12 protein-coding genes are annotated in these 14,734 nt (G+C 62.8%); 6 read left to right on the top strand and 6 right to left on the bottom strand.

What is annotated here, in order from left to right; all coding sequences use genetic code 11:
* Window positions 1-36: 36 nt before the first annotated feature.
* From ABD928_RS05855 to ABD928_RS05840, 4 genes are all read right to left on the bottom strand, one after another.
* Window positions 37-960 (bottom strand): hypothetical protein, encoded by a 924-nt coding sequence (locus tag ABD928_RS05855; protein ID WP_345166999.1) that lies wholly within the window; start codon window positions 958-960, stop codon window positions 37-39.
* The gene (locus tag ABD928_RS05850) at window positions 960-2,366 is read right to left on the bottom strand and encodes a glycosyltransferase family 2 protein (RefSeq protein WP_223276117.1); all 1,407 of its coding nucleotides are present in this window, start codon (window positions 2,364-2,366) and stop codon (window positions 960-962) included. Before ABD928_RS05850 ends, ABD928_RS05855 begins: the two co-directional genes overlap by 1 nt.
* Window positions 2,367-2,615: 249 nt before the next feature.
* Complete coding sequence (locus ABD928_RS05845) at window positions 2,616-2,804, bottom strand: hypothetical protein (protein ID WP_345166996.1); 189 nt, start codon at window positions 2,802-2,804, stop codon at window positions 2,616-2,618.
* Complete coding sequence (locus ABD928_RS05840; RefSeq protein WP_345166993.1) at window positions 2,804-3,331, bottom strand: PilZ domain-containing protein; 528 nt, start codon at window positions 3,329-3,331, stop codon at window positions 2,804-2,806. The genes ABD928_RS05845 and ABD928_RS05840 overlap by 1 nt, the downstream gene beginning before the upstream one ends.
* 1,014 nt (window positions 3,332-4,345) lie before the next feature.
* Between ABD928_RS05840 and ABD928_RS05835 the strand changes: the two genes are divergently transcribed.
* From ABD928_RS05835 to ABD928_RS05810, 6 genes are all read left to right on the top strand, one after another.
* Window positions 4,346-4,891 (top strand): hypothetical protein, encoded by a 546-nt coding sequence (locus ABD928_RS05835; protein ID WP_187713844.1) that lies wholly within the window; start codon window positions 4,346-4,348, stop codon window positions 4,889-4,891.
* Between the two features lie 42 nt (window positions 4,892-4,933).
* Entirely contained in the window at window positions 4,934-5,449 is a 516-nt protein-coding gene (locus ABD928_RS05830) for a hypothetical protein (protein WP_187715973.1), read from the top strand.
* A gap of 60 nt (window positions 5,450-5,509) precedes the next feature.
* Window positions 5,510-7,924, top strand: coding sequence for a TcfC E-set like domain-containing protein (locus ABD928_RS05825; RefSeq protein WP_345166986.1), 2,415 nt, complete (start codon window positions 5,510-5,512; stop codon window positions 7,922-7,924).
* Window positions 7,921-8,625 carry a fimbrial biogenesis chaperone gene (locus ABD928_RS05820; RefSeq protein ID WP_187715976.1) on the top strand — a complete coding sequence of 235 codons (705 nt, stop codon included), beginning with the start codon at window positions 7,921-7,923 and terminating at the stop codon, window positions 8,623-8,625. The genes ABD928_RS05825 and ABD928_RS05820 overlap by 4 nt, the downstream gene beginning before the upstream one ends.
* A 151-nt stretch (window positions 8,626-8,776) precedes the next feature.
* Complete coding sequence (locus ABD928_RS05815) at window positions 8,777-9,250, top strand: hypothetical protein (protein ID WP_187713849.1); 474 nt, start codon at window positions 8,777-8,779, stop codon at window positions 9,248-9,250.
* Window positions 9,251-9,374: 124 nt separating this feature from the next.
* Complete coding sequence (locus ABD928_RS05810; protein WP_187713850.1) at window positions 9,375-9,821, top strand: hypothetical protein; 447 nt, start codon at window positions 9,375-9,377, stop codon at window positions 9,819-9,821.
* A 494-nt stretch (window positions 9,822-10,315) separates the two neighbouring features.
* On the opposite strand, the gene ABD928_RS05805 is transcribed toward ABD928_RS05810, so the two are convergent.
* Together ABD928_RS05805 and ABD928_RS05800 are read right to left on the bottom strand one after the other, a co-directional pair.
* Window positions 10,316-11,476: a serine hydrolase domain-containing protein gene (locus ABD928_RS05805; protein WP_345166977.1), complete on the bottom strand. Its 1,161-nt coding sequence runs from the start codon at window positions 11,474-11,476 to the stop codon at window positions 10,316-10,318.
* A 70-nt stretch (window positions 11,477-11,546) separates the two neighbouring features.
* The gene (locus tag ABD928_RS05800; RefSeq protein ID WP_345166974.1) at window positions 11,547-14,444 is read right to left on the bottom strand and encodes an EAL domain-containing protein; all 2,898 of its coding nucleotides are present in this window, start codon (window positions 14,442-14,444) and stop codon (window positions 11,547-11,549) included.
* Window positions 14,445-14,734 lie beyond the last annotated feature (290 nt).

Genomic DNA, 14,734 nt, shown 5'->3' with positions numbered 1-14,734 from the left:
CGACCAAGTCCGCCTTGGCCGGCCGACCGGCTGGGCTTAATTGAGGGACTTGGTCAAACCGATCCGGGCCATGACATAATCATAATTGCCCGATCCACTGATCGAATTGTTTGAATATTGCGCCTGGGCAAAAGCCCTGAAAGCGTGCCGTCCACGCGGGCTTTCCACGCGGACTTCGGCCAGGCGGGCCGAGGCCCAGCCCCCGCCGGTTGCGCGCTGAGCGCCATATCCGACGGCGCCCAGGAGCATCCAGCCGGACGTGGTGAACCGGCGCATCTGCACCACGGGCAACAGCTGGAAGAAGTTCTTGGGAGAGTAATAGTCATACTCGCCAGGCGCCGTGGAATGAAAAAAACGGGTCCGCAGCTGGGCACTGAGCCCAATGTCCGCCTTGATGACGTGGACATAACTCGCCCGTGCGTGAAGCCTTTCGTTCCGCCCCGTGAACGCCTGAACCGCGCCGGTGAACGTCAGCGTGTCCTTGGCCACGGGCACGTCGAAGCTGGCGCCCAAGAACGTGTAATACAGGCCCTCGTCGACGCCGCGGGGTGTTTCAATGATCTCGCGTTCGAGGAACACTTCCTTCGACCAATCCTTGGACCGCAGGTTGGCGGAGCCGAGCCAGGTCTTGCCATCTGTTCCGAGACGCGCCTTCCACAGCCAGTCCTTGCCCGCCTTTCCGGCAAGATCCGCATAGACGCGCTGGTCCTTGCGGGTTTTCTGCCCAAGCGGCGAAAACCAGGCTTGCTCGATGGCGACGCCGAAATAGCGATCCGGACCGGCGTCGAGGATTGCGCCACGCCCAAGGAGCTTGACCACGTCCGTATGGTCGGAGTCGGTGCTTGCAAACAGCTCCACGCCAACGGCGGGCCCGGTGGCCTGGTCGCTTGCCTGGGCGGCCGCGGGCGAGGGGAGGGAGGCCAAGCCAGCCACGAGGAGAAGAGAGTGGAAGCGGGTCATCATTTGGTTCCCCAGGTTTTGCGGCGGCCCGTCAGTTCGGACACGTATCCCCACAGGCAGACGGGCTGCATGACGATGGCGTAGACAAGGACGTAGAAGAGGAGGCCGGCCACGTTGCGGCGTACTTTCAGGCCCTTGGATGCGAACATCCGGCGCTGGATCCTGAAAATGACCCCGTTCCACACCACCGCGAGCGGGAGCAGCAGCAGCGTGAGGGGGCCGGCGATCCAGTAATAGCCGAGCGCAGCGGCAAGAAGACCCGGAATGAAAATGAACGTGAACGTCAGGTCGAGCGGCAGGAACAGCATGTTCCACCACACGAAGAGCGTCGATAGCCGGGGTTTGAACAGCAAGCTCTTGTGCCGTTGCAGGGCCTCGATCAGGCCACGCGACCAGCGCTTTCGCTGCTGATAGAATTGGCGGAACGAAGCGGGGGCGTCGGTGAAGACGATGGCGTCCTCGGCGTAGCCGATGCGATACCCCTTCGCGAGCATCGCCCAAGTCATGACGATGTCCTCGCCGACCGATTCAGGCCAGCCACCGACCGCTTCAAGCGCCGACTTGCGGTACAGGGAAAAAGCACCCTGCGCGACAAGCGTGCCGTGATACATGCTCTGCATGCGCTTCACTGCAGAGATGCCGTGGAAGTAGTCCCATTCCTGCGCGGCGGTGACCAGGCTGGCGCGGCTGTTTCGCACCAGGACCGCGCCGGCGACAGCCATCGTCCCGGGCGGGTCCGACAAGTACCGCTCCACGATCTCCTTCAAGCTGTCGGAGCGGAGGCGGCTATCGCCATCAATAGTGCAGACAAGGTCGTGGCGAGCGGCGGCAAGGCCGTCATTGAGGACAGCCGCCTTGCCCCGGTTCTGTTCAAAGTCGAGGAGGCGAACGTCAATATTCTCGGGAAGCTGGAGCGACTTGCGGGCAGAATGAAAGGTTTCGACGGTGCGGTCTTTGGAGCCGTCGTTGAGGACGAGTGCTTCGACCTCGCCGACATAATTGAGGTTGGCAATGCTTTCGAGCGTGGCTGCAAGCCCGGCTTCCTCGTTGTAGGCGGCGATGAGGATGGTCACGCCGGGATAGGAGAGGGGCGTTCGTCGCGGCGGCCTGCGGTCGAGAAGAAGGGACGTCGCCAGGAATGCGTTCATGAACCCCGGTACGAACGCGACGAATGTGAGCGTCCAGAGCGCGAGGAACGGGTTCGTGAGCTCGGCGAGATCGCGCATCCAGGCCGACGCCACGCTGACGCTGAACGCCGTCCACGCGATGGCGATCGTCAGGGCGACGCCGAATTTGATCCGCACTGACAGATAGCGTCGCCGGTACGGGACCGCAGTCTTCAGGAGGTCGGTTGATACTGGCGCGTTCATCGAAACCTTCAGCAATTCCTCAAGGCTCGCGAACACGAAGCGCCTCGATGGGCTTCGCGCGGCGGCGCCATCATTCACGGTCAACCGGGGCCGCGTCGCGCAACCGGTTGAAAAACCCTCAACAGGTTGAACTATCCGGAGAAGTGCCCGTCATCCGGACTAGGATCAGATGGTGAAGATTGCGTTTACTACGCTTCCGAACCGGAAGGATTCTCGGCCACTGCGCAGGGCCCCCGAAGCGTCAGTGGAGGTTGGGTGAAGCCATCGAGGAGGGGACCTCGGGGGTCAGGGCCGAATGCGGCCACCGGTATCAATTGCGTCAAGCAGGTCCTTGAAAGCACCCGAGCGGGGCAGGGGAAAGGCCTCACGCACGGCACCGGACAGGCATTCTCGATTGGTCAAATCGGCGCTCGGGACGTCGGCAAGATCACCCGGATCGAAGCGCTTCGGCGGTCGCAAACCTTGGTCGCCCATCAGTGTTGAAGCTTCCCGATCGCCGCAAGCTCCTGGGCAAGGATTTCAAGACGGAGGATCTCCTCGGCGAGTGCCGGGGACTGGTCGGACTGATCCGCGAGGCGCCTGGTGATCTGCAGCAGGGTCGCACTCAGGCCGGACAATTGTTGCCCGCACAGTGCCGCGGCAGAGCCCGCCTCCAGTGCCGTCCCGTTGCGGTACTGGGCAATGGTGGCATCGATGCGCTGCTGGTCGAACGGGCCGGCCAGGTCCATCCAGTCGGCAACGTCGATGGCCTCCGCAAATTGCACGCCGCATTGACGATCCGTTGCCCAGGCGATCTCACCGGACACGGATCGGCTGCCGCGGCGAAGGAGGACGGCGTGGCCCGCCGCAGGAAAATGGCTTCCCTCCAGCAGCGCCCCGCTGGGCGAGAGATTCCGAACGCGAACCGGGCAATTCTCAGTCGCGGTCCGCAGCACGGCCATGAGAAAAACGTGAGATCGCAGTTCAGATCTTGGATCGCTGATGGCGGTATTGGACAGCACTGGAGCCCCTTGGTGACGACACGGCCCCAATCTGCGGTCTCAATCTTGGAGAGATGGTGAATCAAAGCTCCGAAACGGATCGATATCAAATGCGGGAGTTTTCGGTATGGCCAGCACCCCTTTTTGAAAGGCGGCAACGCCTTCGAAATTTCTTCAGGCCCGCGATCATTGCGAATCTCAATGATCCCCTCGCTGGGTGATGCGTCAGTCTGGGCAAGTCCGGAAGCGCTTCGTCTCGCCTCGTGGGCGGGGAGGTATGTGCGAATTCCATCCACTATGGAGCAATGGTTAGGCTCCGAGCAATCGGCCTTCGCCAGGGTCCTGATCCTCGCGATCAAAAGGACCGCATGCCGACATGTCTCGATCACGTTTGCAATTGTGGACAAAAGCGCTCCTCGTCGTGCTGGCGCTGCCCGCCGGCGCGTCCGCGACAGCCGGACCACAACCCTCCACCATTGGTCCGACTTCGCGCTCGAGCATTCGCCTCAGCGTCAGTGTCCGGCCGCGGACGGGCGTGTCTCTCGCACGCGGATCGGCAGGGCAGGGCGTCCGCTCCTCGGACCACGGTATCTGCATTTGGTCGACCATGGCCTCTCGGACATTTTCGATTGCGCTGCTTCCACCAGGCGAACTTCCTGGGCCGGCTACCACGCTGGAACACGCCGGTTCACCGATGGCGTTGAAGCCGGGCCAGGCTGTCGACGTTCAAGCCCTGGGCTCGGCCGCTGACTGTGAACGCGAACAGGCCCGGATTGTGCTCCCAGCAGGGCCTGAGATCGAGTGGCCCTCAGCGTCGCTCCTGATTGTTTCACCCCAATAGAACATGACGGCTTTCGAGCTCGAGCAATTTTCCCGATTGCCGTCCCCGCTTTGTAAACATAACTTCACGAGGGTGGGGAGCGTTTACGCTGGCGGCGGGGCAGGCAAATTGACGGTCTGTTAACTTTGTTGGTTGTATCCCGTGCCGATTAATCGATCCGTTTCGGATGAATTTTGCTCGGTGGGGGTCAGTTCATGGTCAGAAAGTATATTCCGTCGGTCATGGCCGCGCTCGCGGTGCTTGCATCAGCAGGCACGGCTCAGGCGGCGACACAAGGTAGTCTCGGCGCAACCTCGACGGGCTCCGTCTCGATTTCGGCCTCGGTCCCGAACCGCGTCCGTATCAGCGGCTTGAGCGACGTCGCGTTCACCAACGCCGATCCAAGCTTGAACGCGTCCAACGCCCAGAACGTCTGCGTCTGGAGCAACACGAGCACCAAGGGCTACCGCGTGACGGCGACCGGAAGCGGCGCGGCCAATGCGTTCACCCTGGCCAATGCGAGCCTGACAGTTCCCTATACGGTCGAGTGGAGCGCGTCGTCCGGGCAGACCAGCGGCACGGCCCTCGCGGTCGGAACGCCGCTCACGGGTCAGACTTCGCTCGCAACGAATTCAAACTGCGCGTCGGGCCCGTCCTCGAGCGCGAGCCTCATCGTCAAGATCGCTGCAACCGATCTCCAGACGATGACTGCTGCGACGAACTACACGGGCACGCTCACCCTCCTGGTCGCGCCCGAATAAGGCCCGCAAATCGTGGCGCCGTCGCCTCCTGCCGTCGTTCCCATGACGACGCCAAGCGGCGCGGCGCCCGTTCGCGCCATGCGGCTTCTCCTCGTGCTCGCCGTCGGCCTGCTTGCCGCTGCCGTTGCGCCAAGTCCCGCCGCCGCCCAGCGTGTCCGGATCACCAAGCTGAGTGATGTCGCGTTCGGGTCCCTGACGAACCTCGGCGTTGACGCCGTTCGCAATCAAAGCGTCTGCGTCTTCTCGCAGGCGGCGACCAGGGGTTATCATGTTACGGCCACGGGGTCGGCGCCAGGCGGCAGCTTTGCGCTGCTGTCCGGCGGTAACCAGCTTGCCTATGACGTCCAGTGGAGTCCTTCGGCTGGCCAGTCCTCTGGCACCCAGCTCAGCCCGAACGTCACCCTGACCGGGCTCACCAGCACCGCGACGCAGCAATCCTGCAACAGCGGCCCGGCGACGTCGGCGTCGCTCATCGTTGTCCTGCGCTCGACGACGTTGTCGAATGCCCGGGCGGGGTCCTACGCCGGCACGCTCACTTTGGTCATCGGACCCGAATAAGCCCAAATGCGGAAGCGCTGCAAAATTCGCGCCGCCATGTTGCTGGGCTGTAGTGGCGTCATGACGGCAACTTTGCCGATGGCCGCGCTTGCCAATTCAAGCGTCATCAAGGCCGTCGGCCCGCCCGCCGGCTTCGGTGAGCTCGAGCAGCCCCGCGAAGTTGTCGCGGATCTCTACTTCGGCAACCGCAAAGTCGGCGAAGCCTGGCTGATTGCGCAGCCGGGTTCGGTGACGTTCAAGGATCCAGCGCAGCTGTTCAAGGTCCTGCCCGAGTTACGTGCGTCGCCCGAGGTCATGGCTCGACTATCGGGCAAGCTGCCCGATCACGTCGCCCAAGTCTGTCCGGTTCCGGGCTCGACAAGCTGCAAGCCGCTCGAGACCCAAGACATCGACGTCATTTACGACGCGGACCGGTTCAGGCTCGACCTCTTCGTCAACCCGCGCTTCCTGAACGTCGTGGGGTCAAGCGATGCGTATTTGCAGCCGCCCACCACGCCCTTGTCTTTAACCAGCTCGATCGGCGGGGCGATTGCCGGCTCGACGCAAGGCGAGACGGTCTACAACTTCCAGAACCGAACGATCCTGGGTTTTCGCAACGGCAGGATCAGGAGCGACAGCGCTTACGCCTCGGACCTGGGGTTCATCGTCGACGACCTCGTCGCCGAGGTCGACACCCGCCAGCACCGCTACGCGGCCGGCCTGTTCTGGGCGCCCGGGATCGACTTCACCGGACGGCGGCGGATTGCCGGCGTGGGCTTTACAACGCAATTCGATACGCGCGTTGACCACGAAGCGCTGCAGGCAACGCCGCTCATCCTGTTCCTCAGCCAGCCTTCCCGAGTGGAAATCCTCATCGACGGGCGGCTCGTGACGTCCGGCAGCTATCCCGCCGGAAACCAGGCCATTGACTCGTCAGCGCTGCCCGACGGCTCCTACACATTGCTCCTGCGCATTCGGGCACCCGACGGAAGCGTGCGCGAGGAGCGCCGCTTCTTCGTCAAAAGCTCCGCCATCGCGCCGCTGGGCAAGCCCGTCTATTTCGCCTTCGCGGGGCTGCTTGCCAATACGCGCGCGGACCGAGCGATCAGCGTTTCCAACACGGTCTACTACCAGGTCGGCGCGGCCTATCGCTTGAACGAGAAAGTCGCGGTCGATGCGGCCATCCTTGGCACCGAAGACAAGCCCATCGCGCAGCTTGGGGGATGGCTGATCACCGACGTCGCCAGGGTGCGGGCTGCCGCGCTGATTTCCGGAAAGGGCGACAAGGGCGTTCTTCTCCAGTTGGGGTCGTCCGGCATGAGCAAGTTGAACTTTAGCCTCGACGTTCGCCGGGTGTGGAGCAAGACCGGCGAGCCGCTTATCCCGCTGCCGACCTATGTCGACAATTTCGGATCGGTCCCGCCATTAGGGGCACAGTCGCTAAGCGGCTCCTATGCGCAAGCGACGGGCAGCGTGACCTACTCCATCGGCTCTGCGTTCCTCAGTCTTTCCGGGTCCTACCGGCACGACGAGGGGTATCGCTCCGACTACAGCATCGGGCCCGCCATCAGCTGGCCGGTCCTTAACCGCGGCGGCTTCCAACTGATCCTGAACGCCGACGCGCAGCGCAGCAGGAGCACGGCCGCAGCATTCGCGGGGGTCCGCCTTCTATACACCGATGGCGGCAAGTCCGCCGTTGCGACCGCGGGCTATGCCAGTCTCAAGGACCGCGACGATGGGCGCCGATCCGCCCGTGCGGTGGGGAGCCTCAGTGCGCAGTGGTTCAACGAAACCGAGGACCACACGCAGGTTGCGTTAGAGGCAGCCATCCAGCGCGACGTCGAGACAACGACGGCTAGGGCCAATGCCGAGATCGGCAGTCAGTTGGGCAGCGCGCGGGTCGAAGTCCTGCAGGGCATCGAGGGGGGAAGCGCGACGCAATATGGCTTTAACTTCCAGACCGGCGTCGCGTTCGGGTCGAGCGCGCTCAAAGTCGGCGGGCGTGACCTCAACCAGAGCGCAGTCATTGCAACACTGGCCGGAAGCTCAAGCAATACGGCGTTTGACGTGCTGATCGACGACGTGCCGAGGGCGCGATTGACTGCTGGATCGAGCGTTCCAATTTTCCTGGAGGCCTATCACGCCTATCAGCTCCGGCTGCAGCCAGTCGAGGCAGTCCCGGTCGCTTACGACAGCCAGTCACGCACCATCACTTTGTATCCAGGGACAGTGCAGCACCTTCGCTGGAGCGCGGACCGTCTCGTTACCGTGTTCGGCAAAGCCGTCGCGGCCAATGGGTCACCGTTGGTGAACGCCGCCATCAAATCATCCACCGAAACCGGACAGACCGATGAAAACGGCTATTTCCAAGTCGATGCGGCGCCGGGCGAAACGCTCGAGTTTCAGGCAGGGGGATCGCCTCCCTGCACGGTGTCGCTTGCGGGTGTTCATTTGGAGGGTGACTATGCCCGCCTTGGAGAGGTGATTTGCAAATGACCAAGACCTTCGCGCTTTCGCGCTTTGCGCGTCACGCCGTGTTGGCTGCCACTTTGTTGTCGGTGACGAGCGCCGGTCGCGCCGAGCTGGTCTTGAGCCAGTTGATCATCGACCTGGCGAAGACGGACGAGACGCGCGCCGATATCGAAATTTGGAACAACTCGGATGAGCGCTCCTACATTCTGGCTGAACCGAGCGAGATCGTCGGCGCCGGGTCGAGCGAGGAGCGGAGGGTCACCGAGCCGGATCCCGAAAAGCGCGGCCTGCTCGTGTCCCCGGCGCGAATGATCCTTGAGCCCGGGCAGCGCAAGTTGCTTCGGGTGGCCGCGATCGGCGCGCGTTCGGACCGTGAGCGCGTGTACCGAGTGACCGTCAAGCCGGTGACTGGTGAACTGAGCGCCGCTGAATCGGGCTTGAAGCTGCTTGTTGGCTATGACGTCCTGGTGCTGGTGCGGCCAACGGCGCCGCTGCCGCGGCTGGCGGCCTCCCGCGACGGCAGGCAATTGGTGTTTCGCAACGACGGTAACGCAAGCCTCGAGCTGGTCGACGGCAGCCAGTGCACGTCGCCCAAGACCAATTGCGTCCCGCTCCCGGGAAAGCGACTCTATGCCGGCGCCCGTTGGGCTGTCCCCCTGAAGTCGGATGGAGCGGTTAGCTATACCGTGGTCGTCAATGGCAAGGCGACCAAGCAAAGCTTTTGACAGGGTGTGAGTCAACGGCACGGGGCCGGAATGGAAAGCGCGCCGCGCTGGCAAGCGTCGTGGGCAAACTTGAACGGGCGACGCCGGGCAGCGTTCGCTGGTCGACAACAGCCTTTGTCGTTCGCAACACTGGCGTTATCTGGGCACAGCCATGGATCTCGCCGGACTCAACAAGGAGGATGTCCATCCTCGCCGCCTCAAGCAGGTGTGGCCCGCCTTGGCCCTGTCCCGTCACGTCGACCTCGCAAGCCTGCTCAATTGCGCAGCGATTGATGCCGTCTCTCCGTCAGTCGTCGGGGCCGTCAGCAATCACCACGTCGGCGCGTTCCAGTGCGACCTTGAGAATAACGCTTTGACCTGGTCGGGCGGAGTGTACGACATTTTCGGCTTTGCGCGCGGGCAAGCCGTTTCGCGCGCGCAGTGCGTCGCTTGTTACACCGGACAATCGCGTTTCGAGCTTGAGCGATTGCGGTCCTACGCTATCGACCACCGGCAGGGATTTTCGCTCGACGTGGAAATTCGTGCCGCCGTCGGAGAAACGCGAAGGGTCCGCCTCGTTGCTGCGCCGCATTGCGAGGATGGAAGGGCAAAAATACTGAGCGGCATCAAGATCCTCCTCCCATAGTCCCGAGTCTCTGAACGCAGCACGGGTCGCCGTGTCCCTTGCGGGGACCTCGTGCCCCCGCTAGCGTCGTCCCGCTCGGTGAAATGATCACGGCGCATGTATCGTTTGCGCGGGAGTAACGGGGTTGAGGGATCCGGGTCACGAGCGTTTCAAGCGGGGCGGGCAGCTGCCGGCGTCTCCGGATGATCCCTCGCCCAACCTGCCCGAACAGCTTTTTTCTCGCATCGAAAGCGACCGACGGGCACTCAAGCACGAAGCCCGGCGCATCCTCACGCTGCGACAGCGGCGGGCCAAGCATTTCGGCGCGGCGACCTTCGGTGAGCCCGGCTGGGAAATGCTCCTGCTGCTGTACGTGTCGACCGGCAGTGGGCTTGGCGTTGATCAGCTGGCGATGTTGTCGGGAGTGTCTGAAGGCATTGCGCGGCGCTGGCTTTCGCATCTGGCCAGTGAGAAACTCGTCCAGGTCAGTGGGCTGTCTTCCAGCGCTACGGTCATTTTGACCCCGAGGGGACGGGCGGGCCTGGACGCTTTTCTCAGCGACGCTTTGGCCGGCGACCGCCAGCGACGTTAGCCGCCGAAAGTAGCGTGCTGTGCTGGTCGCCGGGGAAGCCCCGGAGTCTTCCGCGACAGCCTGGGGCTTGCCCTCATTGACGGGAATTGGGGAGGCCCGAGGAATTGGACATCGGGCCTCCCCTTTTTGGTTCGTCACGTTCGCCGTGGGGGACGAACGTGCTGGTTTCCATCTAGGCGGCGTGCCTTACCGCAACCTTGCCTGTCGAACCGGATCGGAGGGAATTCGGCAGCGCTGGCGAAAGCCGCAGCGCCCCTCAAGTAGGGAAGGGGCAAGTGACGGACCGGCGCCCTGGGCATGCCCATTTCGACAAAAGTGGAAAGGCCCGGTCCGGCGGCGCTTGCAGTAACTTTTGTCACTTTTGTAGTGACACATGCCGCGCACCCGCTTGGCATGGCCTAGCGTCGCGTCAAGGCGGCGACGCCCATGACATTTTCTTAGCCACGGTCATGGGATAAAACGCGTCAAAAGCGTGGCCGACGCGTCCTCCACCGTCAAGGCTGCTGGATCCCATATTCCCATTGCCACGGCACGCCGGTGTCGCCGAGGACGGCCTTGACGATCGCCGGGAACGCCCGCTCGGCGCGCACGTCATTGCCAAGGAGGACGACGCACCGCTGCCCCTGGCGAAGGCAAACCATGACGTTCCCCGTCTGGTCATCGTGGCCACCCTTGTAAAAGCCTCGCCCCTGCGGCCCGTCAAAAACGACAACGCCCAAGCCGGCCGCCAATCCTGCGACACGCCGGGCTTGCGGGACTTCACTTTGCAAGGTTGGAAACTGCGTGGCCGTCGTGATTGGGAGTTGCGGCGCCAGCATGGCCTGGTGACTTGCCTGGCTCAGGCCAACCCCCGTGACGAGCGCCGATGCGAACTTCGCCATGTCGGCAATCGTCGTGTCCATGGAGCCCGCCACCCTGACGTTATCCCGTCGGTCATGGAGGATGGCCGTACCATCGACTTGCCAGCCGTCGGCGAGGCGCCCGGCAAAGCGGTCCTGCCAGTGCAAGCTTGAATCTGTCATGCCAAGCGGGCGGAACGCCAGGCGCTGGGCGTCCTCCTCGAAGCCGTGGCCAAGCCTCTGCTCAATCGCGAATTGGAGGAGGATGAGGCCTTCGCCCGAATAGGCGTAGCGACCCCCTGGCTCGAAATGGAACCTCAGCTTCTGGTCAGGCTCCAGGAACGAAAAATTGGCGAAGCCGCCGGCGTGAGAGAGCAGGATGCGGGGCGTCAGTTTCCGCCAGCGGCTGTCACCAGCGAGGTCGCCCCAATTGCCGTATTTGTCGAGGTTGCCGTAGTCGGGGAGCGGCTTCGACAGCATTGCGGCAATCGGTTCATCCTGTGCGACTTTGCCTTCGTCCGCAAGTCGCATCACCGTATATGCGAACACGGCTTTGGTCAGCGAGGCGCCGTACATGATGGACTGCGGGGTGAGCGGGTCGCCGCGAACGTTGCGGGTGCCGTAACAGCGCACCCGCACGACTTGGCCGTGTTCGACGATGGCGACGGCAAGGCCGTTGGCCTTGGCCTTGCCAAGCTCCGCCTCGACGACCCTGTCGATGGCGGCTGCCCGTCCGGGCGTCGTGGCGGGAGCCGAGGCTGGCGACAAAACCGGCGCCAGGACCAGGATGGCGAACAGGCGAGCAAGGATCCGCATCCGCAGGATCCTAGCGACGGGGCCGTTGCTGCCAAGCGCCGCTTTGTTGGGTCAGGCAGGAAAATCAGGGTCACGCGGCCCTCAGCTGCGACTGGTGGCTGGAGTCGAGCAGCAGTCGCTGGACTTCGTCGCGTCCAACCGCCCGGCCAAACAAATACCCCTGTCCGAATGAGCAGCCGTGCTCGAGCAGGGCCATCTTCTGCTCGAGGGTTTCGATACCCTCCGCGACGACAGCGATGCTCAGGCTTTTCGAGAGACCGATCACGGCTTTCACGATCGACTCGATCTCGGCATCATCGTTCATCCTGCGGATGAACGACTGGTCGATCTTGAGGACATCCACCGGGAAGTCGCGCAGGTGGGAGAGGGATGAATAGCCGGTCCCGAAGTCATCCAGCGCAACGCTGACCCCGGCCTTGCTCAGCGCTTTGAGGGCGCGACTGACATATTTGGCGCCGCGGTCGATGAACGCATGCTCGGTGACTTCGATCTCGATCGAGGCCGGGTCGATGTCGTAATTGTCCATTTTTCTGAGCAAGCGCTCCGCAAAGTCGTCCCTCAGGAATTCCGCGGGGGACGCGTTGATCGCGATCACGCCGTGCGACAGCCCAAGCCGTGACCACTCCCGCATGTCCTCGAACACGTGGCGCTGCATGAGCTCGCCAATTTTCGTCGAGAGCTCGTAATCCTCGAACGCTTCCGAAACGCTGCTCGGGAGCTGGATTCCGAATGACGGGTGCCGCCACCGCAGCAAAGCTTCAAACCCGACGATTGCCCCCGAGCTCAAGTCGACTTTCTGCTGGTAGTGAGGCTCGATCGACCGCTCTGAAATGCCGGTCCGGGCCATGCTGAGCTGGGAGGCGACGCGCTGTGCTTGCTCGCGCATCCTGGGGTGGAACATGGCGGTCCCGCCTCGCCCCGCCGCCTTGAGTGAGTACAAAGCCGTATCGGCATTGTTGAAAAGCGCGTGGGCGCTTTCCGCATCGGTTGGGAAGACGGCGCCGCCGATGCTCGCCCCGCTGCTGATGACCCTCCCGTTGTATCGGATCGGCTTGCGCAACCGGTCAAGGATTGAATTTCCGATTTCGACGAGGCTCCCGTCGGCCGGGCTGTTCTCGATGATCACTGCAAACTCGTCGCCTCCGAGCCGGGCTACGAAATCATCAGCCCTCACGCTCTCGTGCAGTCGCTTCGCGAATTTCTGCAGCAAGTAGTCGCCAGCAGCATGCCCAAGCGTGTCGTTGACGTGCTTGAAGTGATCAAGGTCGATGAGCAACAGGCTGACCGAGCTGCCCGCTTCCATGGCGCGAAGCGTTGCTCCCTGGAGGCGGTTTTGGAATGCCCTTCGATTAGGCAGCTCCGTGAGGGCGTCATGCTCGCTCGCCCAGCGCAACTGCTCGTCAGTCTGGCGCTGTGCGGTGATATCGCGGGAGATTGCGAGGAGGTTTGTGATGTCGCCGCCGTCATTGAACATGGGCGTGACGACAACATCCCACCACTTGCGCGTACGCTGCAGAGTCGGACAGTAGCCAGTGAAGCGCGCCACCCGGCCGTCGCGGGCCTCGTCCATCGCCCGTCGGAGCGCGGCCCGACTTTCCCTCGGCCACATGTCCACCCACTTCTTGCCCCGAACTTGCTCGAACGTGTCGAGGTCAAGTGCACGCTGCCCAGGTGTGTTCATCAGCTTGATGCAGCCATCCAGACCGATGATCTTGATGCAGTCAGCGCTCGCTTCCAGAACACTTCGGTATAGCAATTCGCTATCACGAATGGCCTGCTCAGCGGCTTTTTGGTTCGTAATGTCGCGCGAGACGCCGATGACGCCGTGGATTTCGCCGTCGCGGATCCAAGGGACCTTCGCCGTTTCGAACAGTCGGGGGTTGCCGCCAATCGGGATCCATTCGTCGACCATGAGCGATCGACCCGTTCGAATGACGTCCCTGTCGGCTTCCTCGTAAGTGGGAGTGAGATCAGCGTCGAACAGGTCCGTTGTCTTCCACCCGACAATGTCACCACAGCCCTCGATGAGAGCGCGGTTGGCGAGGATGAAGTTGCCTTCCAGGTCCTTGACGAAGATCAGGTCGGCGACGCTGTCGACGACATTCTGAAGCAGGCTGGATTGCTCGGCCAAGGCGGCCTCGGCTTTCTTCCGCGTCGTGATATCCTGGGCGACCGCGATCGACGTTTCGACACCACCATCGGCGTCTTTCACGAAGCTGACGCTCACTTCGCACCACACGCAAGTGCCATCTGGGCGAAGGTAGCGCTTCTCGATCTGGTAGGCTTCGCCCGCCATGCGGGCACGCTCGTAAAGCGACTTGGTCCAGTCCGCATCGTCGGGATGGGTGAAGTCCCAGACGCGGCATTCGCGCACCTCGGTTTCGTGTCGGCCCAGGATTTCGCAGAAGCGGCTGTTGACCATGATCGGGGCGCCGCTGGCGTCGACGTGCATGATCCCGACCATGGCCTGGCCAAACACGGTTGACAGCTGCGTGCGGTGTTCGCTCAGCTGTCGGAAAGCTGCGTCGCGCTCCGTGTTGTCCTGCATTGCTCCAACCATGCGGATGGGCACCTGGTCGGCGTCCCGAATGACGAAGCCGCGGTCATAAATGGACGCATAGCTGCCGTCGGCCGTCATGAACCGGTATTCACATTCAAACCGGCCCGAGCTTCCGACGATGCAATTGTCGAGTTCCGCTTTCACCCGCTCAGCATCGTCGGGGTGCACGCGGCTAAACCACCAGGCGCCACTCGTGCCCAAATCATCACCCGAGAACCCGAGGCGGTTTTCGAACGCCTCGTTCCACTCGATGCCGTCGGTGACGAGGTCCCAGTCCCAGACCAGATCATTCGTCGCCCTGGCCGCCAATCGGTAGCGTTCCATCAGGGTTGCCAGCGCCCGGTCGAGGTTGTCCGCGGACTGGGAGGCGTTGGCTGACTGTGACCGCTTTGAGATAATTTTGGGCATTTAGGTTTCAAGCCTCACGCAACTGGAGCGACCGCCTAGCCCGGCAACAGTTAACCCGTGTCTACCCTTTGCTTCATTTTGGTTGCTCTAAGCAACCGTTCGCCAGCGGTGAGACCTGGCCGTCTTGCGGCGTGATGCGGCCGAGCGAACAGTTCAGTCCGTGGGAGTCTCGAAATGGCTGGGACGTTCTTGTTCGGATTGACGTGGGCAGCACGTTTTGGGGTCACCCCTGGGTTCGTTATCCATTCGTCGCTTTTGGGTAATCTGCCTCAAAGGTCTGCTATGGTTTG

The sequence above is a fragment of the Sphingomonas daechungensis genome (assembly GCF_039543105.1).
GTDB classification, from domain to species: domain Bacteria; phylum Pseudomonadota; class Alphaproteobacteria; order Sphingomonadales; family Sphingomonadaceae; genus Sphingomicrobium; species Sphingomicrobium daechungense.
Note: the sequence above shows the minus strand (reverse complement) of the source record. Positions and strands in the feature narration are given on the sequence as shown.

Bases quoted from the DNA above. Each gene is read 5' to 3' on its own strand.
- ABD928_RS05845 (WP_345166996.1), bottom strand. From the start codon at position 2,804: ATGGGCGACCAAGGTTTGCGACCGCCGAAGCGCTTCGATCCGGGTGAT.
- ABD928_RS05805 (WP_345166977.1), bottom strand. From the start codon at position 11,476: ATGCGGATCCTTGCTCGCCTGTTCGCCATCCTGGTCCTGGCGCCGGTT.
- ABD928_RS05820 (WP_187715976.1), top strand. From the start codon at position 7,921: ATGACCAAGACCTTCGCGCTTTCGCGCTTTGCGCGTCACGCCGTGTTG.
- ABD928_RS05800 (WP_345166974.1), bottom strand. From the start codon at position 14,444: ATGCCCAAAATTATCTCAAAGCGGTCACAGTCAGCCAACGCCTCCCAG.
- ABD928_RS05815 (WP_187713849.1), top strand. From the start codon at position 8,777: ATGGATCTCGCCGGACTCAACAAGGAGGATGTCCATCCTCGCCGCCTC.
- ABD928_RS05830 (WP_187715973.1), top strand. From the start codon at position 4,934: ATGACGACGCCAAGCGGCGCGGCGCCCGTTCGCGCCATGCGGCTTCTC.
- ABD928_RS05825 (WP_345166986.1), top strand. From the start codon at position 5,510: ATGACGGCAACTTTGCCGATGGCCGCGCTTGCCAATTCAAGCGTCATC.
- ABD928_RS05855 (WP_345166999.1), bottom strand. From the start codon at position 960: ATGACCCGCTTCCACTCTCTTCTCCTCGTGGCTGGCTTGGCCTCCCTC.
- ABD928_RS05835 (WP_187713844.1), top strand. From the start codon at position 4,346: ATGGTCAGAAAGTATATTCCGTCGGTCATGGCCGCGCTCGCGGTGCTT.